The organism is Eubacterium sp. AF36-5BH, assembly GCF_003460505.1.
Lineage (GTDB): Bacteria > Bacillota > Clostridia > Lachnospirales > Lachnospiraceae > Eubacterium_G.
In genome coordinates this window covers 1-13,625 of record NZ_QTVG01000001.1, presented here as the reverse complement: position 1 = coordinate 13,625, position 13,625 = coordinate 1, and the positions used below count along the sequence as shown (strand labels likewise).

The following is a 13,625-nucleotide window of genomic DNA, read 5'->3' as shown; positions in this document are numbered from 1 at the left end:
AATGATATTTCAAGATAATGTAATTAAAGAATATTTGAAAAGTGTTTATTTTGTGACGGGAACACCTTGTGGAGGAAAGACAACGATTTCACGGGAGTTGGCAAAAAGACATGATTTATTTGTTTATGATGTTGATGAACAATTTGAAAAGCATCAAAAAGCTTCAAATGCTAATTTTCAGCCAGCAATGAATAAGTCCTTTAAAGATGCTGATGAGTTTTTTGGACGTACCGTAGAAGAATATAAAAAATGGCTGATTGATAATACAAGAGAACAGTTAGATTTTGTGTTATTGGATTTGGTACGTCTTTCGCAAAATCAGATTGTATTGTGCGATTGTCATTTGACTATGGAACAGGCTAAAAAACTTACAGAACCATCTCGAATTGTCTTTCTAATTAAAGAGCCTACACATATAATAGAGGATTACTGTAATCGCTCTGACCATCAAGGCTTTTCTGATTTTATTAACAGTGCGTCCAATACTGGGAAAGCAAAAGAAACCTGTAATGCAACCTTGAGAAGTCTCAATGAGAAACACTATAGTGACATCAAGAGAAGTGGCTATTTTTGGCTTGAAAGAACATCTGAAAGTACAGTCGAGGAAACTGTAATAAAAGTAGAACAACATTTTGGATTGGCTGGTATGCCAGAAATACATAACTAAGTTTATAAGTAGTATTTCCTCTTGCTTTCAATCTCGTTAAGAGGCTGAGAGTAAGAGGGAACTTCTAGTTTGATAAACTGAAAAATTAGCGTGTATTTGACTAAGGAGGACTTAAAATAATGTTGGAGCTAAAAAAATTATCTGTCGATGATGGTTTCGATGTTTACAAGATGTTACAAGAAATTCCAAGTGAAGAGAATGGATTACTTAATAAAGCTAATGGATTAACATTTGATGAATACAAAGAATGGTTAATTGCAAAACAGAGAGATGCTGAACAAAAAGGAATTGTGGATGGTTGGAAAGTACCTTCTACCACTTTTTGGTTGTATGTAGATGGTATTCCTGTTGGGTTTGGTAGCATTAGACATTTTCTGACGGAGGCATTGAGTCAGACGGGTGGACATATAGGTTACGGAATTGCACCACAGTTTCGTGGAAATGGATACGGTAATGAAATATTAAGATTATTGCTTAAGAAGGCAGATGAAATAGGATTAGAAAAAGTATTGGTAACAGTTGATTTAGATAATATAGCGTCTCAAGCGGTAGCGTTGGCAAATGGAGGTGTTATTACTGGTAGAACTGATGAAAATGTTCTAATTTGGATTGATACTAAGAATATAACGATTTAAATAGTAGACTAGAGATATACCAACTTATTAAATTGGAAAATAAGAATTTGTAGGGGCGGTATAATATGAGCAAGTATAATCCATTATGGAATTGGATAAAAGAAAATGACACTGACAGTTTTAAACTGACTTATGCCAAAATAGAGAAAATAGTAGGTCTGCCAATAGACCATTCTTTTTTTAAATATAAAAAGGAGTTGTTTCAATATGGATATAAAGTTAGGAAGATTTCTATGAAGGAGCATAAAATGGAATTGGAAAAGGTGGTGGAGTAAATGAAAAATGAAATCAGGATATCACGATTTGGAAGGAATCAATTAATATGTAAAAAGAAAAAATGGATAAAGCCAGTTTTAATAGGTACCATTATTGCTATTTTATTTGTGTTATTGTCTTTGAAATGTGAAGAAATGATACGATGTAGGATAGGCGAACTATCTATTGATAACGATGCTAACGCAACATGGATTGGATCGCTGGCATCTTACTGGGGTGGTATCATTGGTGGTGTATTCTCTGGAACGATTGCGATTTTTGGAGTATTTTACACAATACAGTTCACCCGTGAAGCTGATAGAAAAAAGGAAAGACAAAGTATTCAGCCATTTCTTAATGTAGAAATAGTAGGAACCGCATCTAGAACTGTAAAAAAATTTCAAATTGCAGATGAACCAAAATATGTAAACGGAAAAGCTACACAAGAGTTTTATCCTATATATTTGTCTATTACAAATATAGGAAATGGATTTGCCAATACATTAACGTTTGGAACGGGAGAAAGCTTAACAGGTGTAAGTTTTAAAGAAGTCTTTATAGTAAATCAGAAAAAAGAAGTTTTACTAAATGTTCAAACATATAAAATGGGAAGAGGAGTCAAATTTTTTATTTGGTTTGCTGACAGCATGACAAACGAGTATGTTCAATATTACGAATTAAAACGAAATGAAGATGGTACAGGATATGATTTAGATGTAGGATATCCTAATTTAATAGAGTAAGAATATAGCTTTTTAACTATTATAGTTGGAAGAGTATTGTAGACTGTAACTGAAAGACTACTGTTAAAATGATAAATCCCAGTTTGTCAATTTAATAACATTTAAAGTTTAGCATCTGCTATTACAGCAGGTGCTTTTATATTGCCGGGTGATAACATTTATTCTATATTTAAAAATAATTTTAAATATGGTTACATTATACCGGAGAAAAGATGAATATATCAAAAATCCCCCAAAAGAGCTTTTGCACAAAACATTTTCTGAAGATGAAGTAAATAAAAAAGAAAGCTGTATTAACAGTGATAAAATATGTGATTATATTGCAAAAGAGTTTAATGTCAAACGTTTTATTTATGAAACGGGAAGCGAAAGAAGTACTGAAAAAGATATTTGATATGAATATTAGTGAAATCCTCACTGATGAAATGTTAATAATTATGGATAAAATAAAGTCAGATGAGAATAGCTGGATAGACAAAGAAACTGTAAGGGCACTTTCAGAAAGAAATATAGAAAAAACTAAAGAGCCTAATGGTGTTGTAGTTATGAATCCAGATATTAACGGGGATTATGAAGAAAAAATAAAAATTAGATAAAGAAAAAGAAACAAGGAAGATGTAAGCTGTATGACTGCATCTTCTTTTTTAGTTTAAGGAGGAAATAGTAAATGATGAATTACGAAATTTTTAAAGAAGTATTTAAAGAGAAACTTTTAGATTATATGCCGGATGAATTTAAGGAGCATAGAGTCGTGGAACACAAGGTATTTAAAGTTAATTGCGAGAAGGATGCAATTAATTTACTATCAGGGGATGGCAAGAGTAAATATAAAGGTTCACCAACTATTTATGTGGGTGAATTTTATGAGATGTACAAGAATAGAGAAAACTTGGATTATGTAATGAATTGTGCTGCAGAACTTATGTTAGATGGTTATAAGAATCTTCCGGAGGCTATTAAAAACAAAGATATTGCTGTTGAAACATTTAAAGATCGCGTTGTTGTAACTTTGGTTAATACAGCTCAGAATGAGGAATATCTTAAGAACATTCCGCACAGAGATTATTTAGATTTGTCAATTATTTATAAAGCAGTTATAAGCAATGATAAAAGTGGCATGAGTTCAGTGGTAATAACAAATGACGTAGCCAGTCAGATGGGAATGAATGAAGAACAACTTTATGAAGTGGCAATGAAGAATACACCTGAACTTCTTCCGGTAAGTATCCAGGATATGCAGGATGCAATAGGTGAAATGTTGCTTGAAGAAATTGCAGGGGATGAATATGAAGAGGAAAGAAAAGAAATTGACGACACAATTAGTGAAGTTGTTGATGATAACTGTCAAACGAAAATGTATGTTATGACAAACAGGAGAAAAATTAATGGAGCAGCAGAAATTCTGTTTCCGGAAAATCTTGATAAATTAGCATCCATTTTACATTCAGATATTTATATCATTCCTTCGTCCATTCATGAAGTAATTGCAATATCATCAAACGGACATAGTGCTGATGAATTACAGGAGATGGTAAATGACATCAATATGAATCAGGTGGATTTGGAAGACAGATTATCCAATGAAGTATATCACTATGACAGAAATAAAAGAGAGCTAACCATTGCAACAAACGCACCAAATAAGAGATTAGACGGAAAATCAGTAGCTGAATCAATTAGCTATGGTATTCAGGATAAATCATTGTAGGTGAGCTTATGGAGATTGAAATTAAGATTGAAAAGCTCGATGAATTGACTGAAATTGTAAATTCAATTGATGGAGAGTTTGTCATTCAGATGGAGTGGGAGGATAAAGAGCATGAAGATTAGCGATGATTTTAAATTAAATGTGGTGTCTGTAAGGCTTGTAAAAGAAGCTCCAATTCTATCTGACATAAAGATTTCAAATCCGGAAGTAGCAGTTCAGGTGATTGGAAAATATCTTTGCAAAATGGACAGAGAAGTTTTGTGTGTAGTTAACTTGAAAAGTGATAATACGCCCATTAACTGTACTATGGCAAGTATGGGGTCCCTCAATCAGTCTATTGTAAGTCCAAGAGAAATATTTAAAGCAAGCATTCTTTCAAATGCAGCGCATATGTTGTTGATTCATAATCATCCTTCGGGATCGTTAAATCCGTCTAAGGAAGATATTGAAATTACGGACAGACTTATAAAACTTACTGATTTAATGGAAATACCATTACTTGACCATATAATTGTTGGTGGTGATGAAGCACAATATTTCAGCATGAGAGAAAAGGGGATTATGCTACATAAAAGAACAGTCTTTGAGCAGGATTACAATAATCTTAAATTTAATGACAGTGCAATGGTAGCTGAAAAAGAAAAGAGCAGGTGATGCAAATGAATAACAGATTTACAGAGGAAGAATTAGACATAGCAAAATCTGTTGATTTATGTTCCGTGGCTTCATTTCTTGGTTACACGGTAAAAAAGATTGGAAAGTACTATACCTTAAAGGAAATGGATTCCATAAGGATTTATAATCGGACTAACTGGTATCGTTGGTCGAGACAAAGTGAAAAGGGAAGTAATGGTGGCTCCCAGATAGACTTCTTACGAGTGTTTGCAGGAATGGATGTTAAAGAAGCGGTCTTTTGGTTACTTGATTTTGCAGGATATAAGAAAACAGATGACAGTGAAAGAAATAACAGTCTGAAACATTGTGTAGATAAATCAAGTATAGACACAGAAGAAAAAGAATTTGTTCTTCCTAAAGAATCAGACAGTTTTAATTATCTTTATTCGTATCTGCAAAATGAAAGAATGATTAGCAGAAAATGCATTGACTACTTTGTAAGTCATAAACTGATTTATGAATCAAGAGATTACCACAATATAGTTTTTAAAGGAAATGATAAAAATGGAGCCACAAGATTCGCAAGTATGAGAGGTGTTTTTGATAAAAATGGTCATGCATTTAAGTGCGACGTAAAGGGTAATGACAAGACATATGGTTTTAATGTAGCAAATGATAATTCAGATGAACTGGAAGTGTTTGAGGGAGCAATAGACTTGTTAAGTTATTGTGATATTTACGATGATTATGAAACAAATAAAATTGCACTGGGAATGGTTGCGGATGCTCCGCTTGAGACATTTCTTAAAGAACATCCGGGAATAAAGTTTATCAGATTATGTCTTGATAATGATGAGCCGGGCAGAAAAGCGTCTAAAGCTTTGAAAGATAAGTATGAGAAGCAGGGATATGAAGTCAGAGAACTTCCACCACCAAAGGATTTTAAAGATTACAACGATTGGATAAAAGCAGTAAAAAGAAAAAATATAATCCCCCCGAAAAAGTGCAGGTAGTACCTCGGAAAAGTTTAGTGACTTTCAAAATTTCGGGGGGATTTCCATGACAAAAATAAAAAGTGGAAAAATAAGATAAAAAATTTCCGTGGTAAAAATTCGGGGGACCCCTGTCAAAAAGTTTAGTAACTTTTAAAAATCCCCCTCACTTTTTCAGGGGGAAAGAAGAATATTAGATATGTCAGGGGTTTTAGGGGCTGTTCCCCTAACAAGAATTGCATTTGTATCACCAAATGCGTATCTTGCGACTGACAGGTCGTTTATGGGGACGAGGGTTAATTGATGTTTAACAAAATACGGATAAGAGGAGGTGAGACTACAGGTGACAGACGGATGTGTATTATTTTCTAAACCAGAAGAATTAATTGATTGGCTATTGCACGCTAGGAAAGAAGGTGATGTAAATGGCGGATAACAGACATAAGGTAGTAAAGCATTTTCGATTTACTGAAACCGAAGCAAAGACATTGAGAAAATTTGCAAAAATGTATGGTATGACTGATTCAGATTATATGCGTTTCCTTTTAAGCCAGAAACCGGAAGATTATCCTGAGATAAGGCAGATGCTTTCAGAACTGATTAATGAAGTAAATCACATAGGAAATAACATAAACCAGATAGCAAGAAAAAATAATGCAGGATTTTATAAACGTGATGACATGGAAAGTTTAAGGTCATATATGAGAAAGCTGATTCTTTCGGTTAGAGAAGTGGAAAAAAAGATTGGCAGTAACAAAGATTCTTAATATAGGTGACTGTGGAACAGGTTATCACGGAAAGCATTTAAAAGCTGCAATTGATTATATTAAGGCATCTGAAAAAACAGATAACGGGAGATTGGTGGGTGGTATTAACTGTCAGCCTGACTTTGCATATGACAGGATGAAAAGCACAAAAGTGAAATTTGGAAAAACAGATAAAAGACAGGCATATCATTTCATTATATCTTTTGAGGAAGGAGAAGTGGATGATGATACTGCCTTTGAAATAACACAAAGGTTCGCAAAGGAATATATAGGAAATGAATATGAAGTTGTATTTTCCGTACATAATAACACAGACCATAAGCACGGGCATATTATATTTAACAGCGTGAACATGGTAAACGGTAAAAAGTACAGATACGAAAAAGGTGACTGGGCAAAGTATATACAGCCACTTACTAACAGGCTGTGTGAGGAATATGGTCTTTCAACCATAGACATAAGTGCTGACGGAAAAGGGATAAATGAAAGATATAAAGACTGGAATCCGTATCGGGACGGTAAGTTTATATGGAAAGACATGGTTATGAGAGACGTGGATTCATGTATTGTTCAGGCTTCAACTTATGACAGTTTTTTAGGATTGCTGGAAGAAAAAGGATATATCATAAAACAGGGAAAACATATGGCAGTGATGATGCCGGGAATGAAACGATATATGAGAATTGATACCTGGGGCAGTGAATACACAAAAGAAAGAATTACTGAGAGAATAAAAGAAGAAAGTATTGCAGATTATAAGCCACAGAAAGAAAGAAGCCAGCCAAAGATAGTGTATTGTAAATTTACAAGATATAAGAGAGCTAAGCTTACAGGACTTCAGAAAAAATACTTTGCAAAGTTGTACCGGACAGGAAAACTGAAAAAGAGATCTTATTCACAGGCATGGAAATATCGTGATGACATAAAAAAGATGCATAAGTTACATGCACAATATACATTTTTATCAAAGTATGGAATTAAAGATATTGAAGAATTAAACGACAGATGGCAGATACTTGATGATAAAAGGAAAAGTATTAACAGAGAAATAAGCAGAGTACGTCGTGGTGAAAAAGCATCTGAAAAACTTTTTAAAGCCTTAGAAAAGATTGATGAATTAACTGAGAGTGAAAACTGTTACATAAGAGGAGATGACTTCTTTAAAGAAGAACATGAACAGTACATTTTGCTTTCTGATGAAATAAAAAATCAGGGATATACCGTAGACGAGATAAGAAGTTTAAAAGAACATTATAAAGACAAGTATGCAGAATTACGAAGCATACTTAAAGATGTAAAAAAGAAATTAAAAATTGCGGATGAAATTATCAGAGAAGAAAATGAAAAATCTGAAAGAAGTATTGAAGAAGTAAGAGAAGAAAAGCAAATAAAAGAAAAAGACAAGCAGCCACAAAAGTAGGCTGTTTTATTAGTTTAACAGGAGGTAATAAATGAGCAGTGATATTACAAGAGACAAAAATATGATTGTGCAGGGATTTAAGAAAAAAGGATTAAGCAAAGAAGTAATGGAACTGATAAATTATGATGCAGATTATGGTCTTACAAGAGAACAGATAGCAAAATATGCAGATAAGAAGATGGACATAGACAGAATGCGAATCTATTCGGAGTGTTTACGTTTTGATTATGATGACAGAGCAATTAAAGTACTTACGGCAGAAGGAGTTGATGTTACTAAACTAAAAATGGGACTTGATTTTTACAGACAGGGAGTTCCCATTGAAGATGTGGAAAGAATACTGTCAAGTGGCGAAAAGGCAATAGCAATGAAGAAACAGTATGATGATATTTTACAGAAAACTGACAGCCTGGCAGACGAGGCAGAAATGGAGCCTGAGTATGTAAAGAAACTTACGGATTATATTGAAGAGGTGGTGTTATCCATTGGGAACACGGATAAAAAGTTTGATGAAATTACTGATGTATTAAATAATCTTACACAGGATAAAAAAGAACAGAAAGAGCTTGAAAGAATACTTAAAGAAAATCAGGAAAAAGATGAACTGCTGTCACAGAAACAGGATGAGATAAACAGAGCGTATTCACAGGCTGCAGAAAAAAGAAAAGAAGCAGGGGAATTAAAAACAGAGAATGAAGCTTTAAAAGAAAAGGTCAAGGAACTGCAGAAGAAACATGAGCAGGATAAAGAAACCTTTAATAATGTAAGAAATGATGCCGATAATTATTTCTCTTTTCAGTCAGCAAATATGCCATATGCAGGCAATAAAAGTACAGTTGTAAGAATTAACAGTAATGACATTGAAAGAAAAACATCAGTAAACAATCATGGTCTGGTAGGTATTTTTTCAAGACTTGGTATCAAAACAAAAAGCAGGAGAAATCTTGTAAAACTTGTAATTGATGGAGAATTAGACAGAAACCAGCTTGTCCAGATAAAAATTGCCATTGAAAAAGGTCTTACTGAAAATCAATTGGAGGACATCATAAACAGCAGAGTGCCTGCTGAAAGAATGAAAGAAATAATTGAGATTGCAGAGCTGGAAAACAGTCTGCAGGGATAGGAGGCAGATATGTTATCAATGAGAGAAATGGCGGAATGGATTAAGAAAAGACTGGAAGAAATGTCGGAAGAAGAAATGGTGTTTGTGCTGGAATATGGAATGAGCACAGGAGACAGAGAACTTACCGGCAACATGATTGAGGAGATAAAAAGCAAGGATAGGGATTTTGAAACCATAAAGAAAAGATACCTTGCCATTGCAGAAAAAAAGCCTTTATGGGTAGAGACGGCAGAAAGTCTTATAGCATCTCTTGAAATGTTGAGAATTGAAAAAGAAGAAATGCTTCACAGTCTTTGCAGCGTTTTAAATGCATGCGGAGTAGACATTAACAGATATGAAATTGAAAACGAAAATTTGGATAAAGTAAAAGAATACGAAGGCAGGTGAGAAATATGGCAGATGAAATTGCAGAAGCAGTACAGATTATAAGAGTAGCTTATGACGGTATTGAGATAGCAATGAAAGTTGGAAGTGACGGCATAGAAGCAATGAAAAAAGTTCTAAATGTAATAAAAGGAATGCTTGATTATGAAAAAAATCTTGGAAGAACTTCAATGAGAAAGCTTTTGATGAGAGGAGGGGACCTGCAGGTTTTACAGTTTGACAACAGTGAAATGAAAAAAGTTAAAAAACTTGCAAAGAAGTATGGAATACTGTATTCCACAATGCCCAATATTAATAAGGGACAGACTGAAGTAATTTTTCATTCGGAAGCAACACCAAGAATTAATGTTATGCTGCAGAAAATGAAATCAGGGCATATCAGCACATTTGATGATTATGTAAAAAAGAGTGACAGTGAGGGAAAGAATAAACTTATTGACTACTTTCAAAAGCAGAAAGAAGGAAATGGTAAGTTTCATACACAGGAGGAAGAAAAAGCAGGAGAGGCAATACAGGGGCTGATTGAAAAAATAGGTCTTTATGCCGTTGAAAAAAATGATGTATCGGTTGATACCATAAAAGATAAGTTTGATATAGGAAGTGATGATGCAAAAGAGATAATTGGAAAACTTGTTACTATGGGGGCACTGGAAAAGTCAGATACGGATAATAGTTATAAGGCAGCAATGGATAAAGATGCCTTTACAAAAAGAATTAACAGTTATCGTAGTATTGCAGAGAGAATACAGGCAGTGTCCATGTCAAAAAACGATAATCTTTCAGACATTACAATATCAAAAACACTGATAGATGAGGAAAGTCAGGCAGCTGTTAAAACAAGAGTTCCCGGAACATGGGGGGAGAATGTTCGTTATGTGTGGATAAGAAAAGAAAACATAATGGAAATACATAACGGAAAAACAATGCTTACATTTTTAGATATGGAAAAGGAATATAAACTTTATGACGAAAGTAACAGAGTAGTACAGACAATAAGGGGAAGTGAATTATATTCTAAACATTATGACAGTGTGGAAGCTGCTGTAAGAAAGAAATATGAAAAGAAGAAACCTGATAAAGAAGTTACATTAAAAACAGAAGAGCATGGAAGGAGCAGAAGATAATGACAGAAAAGAATAAAAAGCCTTCCTTTGTTCTTCTTTTTATTGGTGCAGTTTTGGCAGCATATTTAGGATATCTGATAAACGGTGCCTGGAGTCAGGGTATGGACTTTAATGAATTTATGGAATCATTAAATCATGTGTTTGCAGAGCCTTTTCAAAACTATTATGAAGGGAAAGCAACAGTTAAGGCAGTTACCGTCGCAGTACTTACATATGGCATGGCAGTACTTATGTACTATACAAGCAGAAGAAATCTGATGCCCGGCAAGGAATACGGAACTGCAAAGTTTGCCGATATAAATCAGGTAAACAAAACAATTAATGATAAGGATGAACATTATAACAGAATATTAAGTCAGAATGTAAGAATGAGTCTTGATACGAGAAAAACAAAACTTAATAACAATGTTCTTATTATCGGTGGCTCCGGTGCAGGAAAAACTTTTTATGAAGTAAAACCAAACCTTATGCAGATGCCTGATAAGTGTTCATTCATTGTTACTGATCCGAAAGGCGGTGCGAAACGTTCCATAGTGAAAAGCTATGGCACGATTGCAACTAATAATTGAATAAAAAAAATAGTAGTAAATCGGAGAACTAAACACACGATATGTCGAATGATGGAGTAACGTCCTGAAAGGCAACCCTAATCCTCCGACTTGCACCTAAGTTAGTAGAAACTAAAGTGTAAGAAGCTCGGTGAAGTCGGCAGAGAGATACCGAAACAGATTAGATGTCGAAAGCATTTCAGAGGTGAGATGTGTATCCTATATGCCGGGGGTCTATAAACTATCTATGGTGAGAATGAAGAGAGTTAAGCTCTTCTGACGAAACTTCGAATGTACGGGTCTATATCGGGACTATGTAGAAATGCATAGTGACACAAATAGTGTCGTCACTGTGGGCGAGTAAGATTCCGCCTTTATGAAAGTCCATACATTGTTACAGGCAGTGTCAAGGTAACAGGCTCATAGAAGGAACCTAAGGATAGATGTAAAGATAGTGTGTTTGGAACGTTGGAAGCTGACAGCGTGGAGAATCTACTTTCTACGAAATGTATCAAACGGGAAAATCACAATAGTGATATAAGTGAGATTATGTCAGTGAAAGCGGAGGTATAGTACCGAAGAAACCGTGATAATAAGCGGTGGAGGGAAGACCTCTAGTCATACAGTTAAGCAAATTAAAGTCGAATGGTATGGGTTCGAGTAAGACTAAGAGATGTAATCACTCCTAGATAGGAGGTTACAGACCATGCTAAAGAAAACCAAATTGAGATACAACGAATATTATGATATGCAAAGAGTATATGATTTATTGTATTCAGCAAGTAAAAACGGTAACAACTTTTATAAGTTACTGGAGATTATTGGTTCAGAAGAAAATATCAGGTTAGCATATAGAAACCTAAAGAGTAATAAAGGTAGTAATACCAAGGGAACTGATGGAAAGACAATAGACGATATTAAAGAACTAACAGATGAAACTGTGATTAATACAGTGAGAGAGATGTTAGCTGACTACAAACCTAAGTCTGTCAGAAGAGTGTACATTCCAAAACCAGGAAGTGACAAGAAAAGACCATTGGGTATTCCGTGTATATGGGACAGATTGGTTCAGCAGTGCATATTGCAGGTCCTTGAACCAATCTGTGAACCTAAGTTTCACAACCATTCATATGGTTTTAGACCAAACAGAGACACACATCACGCAATTAGTAGAACAGTTAGTATGATAAATATGTACAAGCATTACTACTGTGTTGATGTTGACATAAAAGGGTTTTTCGACAATGTCGACCACGGAAAACTTTTGAAACAGATATGGACACTTGGAATAAGAGACAAGCGTTTAATAAGTATCATGAGTAAGATACTTAAGTCAGAAATAAAGGGAGAAGGAATACCGACAAAAGGTACACCACAAGGTGGAATAATAAGTCCACTACTATCCCTAATAGTCTTAAATGAATTAGATTGGTGGATAAGTAATCAATGGGAAACATTCAAACCAAACAGAATGTCTAATGTTGCAGCATTTCGAACATATGCGAAGAAATACACCAATCTGAAAGATGGATTTCTAATAAGATATGCAGATGATTTCAAAATAATGTGTGGAAGTTATAACGAAGCACAGAGATGGTATCACGCAACAGTGGATTTCTTAAAAACAAGATTGAAATTGGACATAAGTGAAGAAAAATCAAAAGTCATAAATCTTAAGAAAAACTCATCAACATATTTAGGTTTTAAAATAAAAGTCGTTCCAAAGGGGAAGACCAGATATGGTTATATAGCAAAGACTGATATGAGTGACAAGGCAATTAAGAATGCAAAAAGCAATCTAAAAGCCAAAATAATTAACATTCGAAAAGACAACCCAACAGTGGCAATTAAAAACTATAATTCAGCCATTAGAGGAATACAAAATTATTATTGCATAGCAACAAATATTTACAACAATTTAACGGATGTGAATTACGCTCTCTTACCAACCATAAGAATACGTCTTAGAGACATTAGCAAAACAATTCCATTTAAGGAAACAGACATTAATTTTCAAAAACAAACAATGGGTATTCAGAAAGAAACAAAAATTGTAACCATAGGAGATATGTGTTTACTCCCATTAACGGGAGTTCACCATAGGAGTCCTATGAATTTCTCTCAGGAAATAAGTAATTATACTTCAAAAGGTCGAGAGAAAATACACAAGAATTTAATGCTTATTACACAAAGAGAATTTGAAGCCATAGCTAAAATGAGAGACCCAACAGAAACAATAGAATTTAATGACAATAGTTTATCAGCATATGTCATTCAGCAAGGAAATTGTTACATAACGGGTAAGAAGTTAGATGTTAGCCATATGAAGTGCATTAGAAAGAAACCTTTAAAAAAGAGGGGAACTAATAATCACGGAAATATAATCTTTATAAATTCAGATGTGTACAAGGCAATATTTACGAGAAAGATGGTTGAAGCCCAAGGTTTATTAAGAAAATTTAAGTTGAATGAAGAACAATGGAAAAAAGTTAATTATATAAGGCAAAATTATGATTACCAAAAGGTTTAGACAATAAATAATTTGCAAATGTATGATGGCACGCCGTATGAGGCGAAAGTCTCACGTACGGTGTAGAGCAGGGGAAAAGGTGGAGATAATATCAAATCCTTACCTATTGCTATA

Annotated in this window: 16 protein-coding genes; all 16 read left to right on the top strand. The window is 34.2% G+C overall.

Going from position 1 to position 13,625, the window contains the following annotated elements; translation table 11 throughout:
* The first annotated feature begins 1 nt into the window (after position 1).
* The 16 genes from DW006_RS00085 (at position 2) to ltrA (ending at position 13,511) form a co-directional block, all read left to right on the top strand.
* Positions 2-667, top strand: coding sequence for an AAA family ATPase (locus DW006_RS00085; RefSeq protein WP_117998298.1), 666 nt, complete (start codon positions 2-4; stop codon positions 665-667).
* A 119-nt stretch (positions 668-786) separates the two neighbouring features.
* Positions 787-1,302 (top strand): GNAT family N-acetyltransferase, encoded by a 516-nt coding sequence (locus DW006_RS00080; RefSeq protein ID WP_021952431.1) that lies wholly within the window; start codon positions 787-789, stop codon positions 1,300-1,302.
* 65 nt (positions 1,303-1,367) lie between these two features.
* Positions 1,368-1,577: a hypothetical protein gene (locus DW006_RS00075; RefSeq protein WP_021952430.1), complete on the top strand. Its 210-nt coding sequence runs from the start codon at positions 1,368-1,370 to the stop codon at positions 1,575-1,577.
* Positions 1,578-2,300: a hypothetical protein gene (locus DW006_RS00070; protein ID WP_021952429.1), complete on the top strand. Its 723-nt coding sequence runs from the start codon at positions 1,578-1,580 to the stop codon at positions 2,298-2,300.
* A 148-nt stretch (positions 2,301-2,448) separates the two neighbouring features.
* Positions 2,449-2,694: a hypothetical protein gene (locus DW006_RS00065; RefSeq protein ID WP_117998294.1), complete on the top strand. Its 246-nt coding sequence runs from the start codon at positions 2,449-2,451 to the stop codon at positions 2,692-2,694.
* A 1-nt stretch (position 2,695) separates the two neighbouring features.
* On the top strand, positions 2,696-2,896 hold the full coding sequence (locus DW006_RS00060; protein ID WP_117998291.1) for a hypothetical protein: 201 nt from the start codon (positions 2,696-2,698) through the stop codon (positions 2,894-2,896).
* Between the two features lie 71 nt (positions 2,897-2,967).
* A complete protein-coding gene (locus DW006_RS00055) occupies positions 2,968-4,008 on the top strand; it encodes a DUF5688 family protein (RefSeq protein WP_117998288.1) in 1,041 nt (346 codons plus the stop codon).
* Between the two features lie 111 nt (positions 4,009-4,119).
* Positions 4,120-4,662, top strand: a complete 543-nt coding sequence (locus DW006_RS00050) for a JAB domain-containing protein (protein ID WP_021952424.1) — start codon at positions 4,120-4,122, stop codon at positions 4,660-4,662.
* A 5-nt stretch (positions 4,663-4,667) separates the two neighbouring features.
* Positions 4,668-5,636 carry a DUF3991 and TOPRIM domain-containing protein gene (locus DW006_RS00045; RefSeq protein WP_117998285.1) on the top strand — a complete coding sequence of 323 codons (969 nt, stop codon included), beginning with the start codon at positions 4,668-4,670 and terminating at the stop codon, positions 5,634-5,636.
* Positions 5,637-6,040: 404 nt separating this feature from the next.
* The gene (gene mobC / locus DW006_RS00040; protein ID WP_117998281.1) at positions 6,041-6,382 is read left to right on the top strand and encodes a plasmid mobilization relaxosome protein MobC; all 342 of its coding nucleotides are present in this window, start codon (positions 6,041-6,043) and stop codon (positions 6,380-6,382) included.
* On the top strand, positions 6,360-7,802 hold the full coding sequence (locus DW006_RS00035; RefSeq protein ID WP_117998277.1) for a relaxase/mobilization nuclease domain-containing protein: 1,443 nt from the start codon (positions 6,360-6,362) through the stop codon (positions 7,800-7,802). The genes mobC and DW006_RS00035 overlap by 23 nt, the downstream gene beginning before the upstream one ends.
* A 31-nt stretch (positions 7,803-7,833) precedes the next feature.
* Positions 7,834-8,925: a hypothetical protein gene (locus DW006_RS00030; RefSeq protein ID WP_117998274.1), complete on the top strand. Its 1,092-nt coding sequence runs from the start codon at positions 7,834-7,836 to the stop codon at positions 8,923-8,925.
* A gap of 9 nt (positions 8,926-8,934) precedes the next feature.
* Positions 8,935-9,312, top strand: coding sequence for a hypothetical protein (locus tag DW006_RS00025; protein ID WP_117998269.1), 378 nt, complete (start codon positions 8,935-8,937; stop codon positions 9,310-9,312).
* 5 nt (positions 9,313-9,317) lie between these two features.
* Positions 9,318-10,433, top strand: coding sequence for a PcfB family protein (locus DW006_RS00020; RefSeq protein WP_117998265.1), 1,116 nt, complete (start codon positions 9,318-9,320; stop codon positions 10,431-10,433).
* Positions 10,433-11,002: a type IV secretory system conjugative DNA transfer family protein gene (locus DW006_RS00015; RefSeq protein WP_117998261.1), complete on the top strand. Its 570-nt coding sequence runs from the start codon at positions 10,433-10,435 to the stop codon at positions 11,000-11,002. The genes DW006_RS00020 and DW006_RS00015 overlap by 1 nt, the downstream gene beginning before the upstream one ends.
* Positions 11,003-11,687: 685 nt before the next feature.
* The gene (gene ltrA, locus DW006_RS00010; protein ID WP_117998258.1) at positions 11,688-13,511 is read left to right on the top strand and encodes a group II intron reverse transcriptase/maturase; all 1,824 of its coding nucleotides are present in this window, start codon (positions 11,688-11,690) and stop codon (positions 13,509-13,511) included.
* Positions 13,512-13,625: the final 114 nt, after the last annotated feature.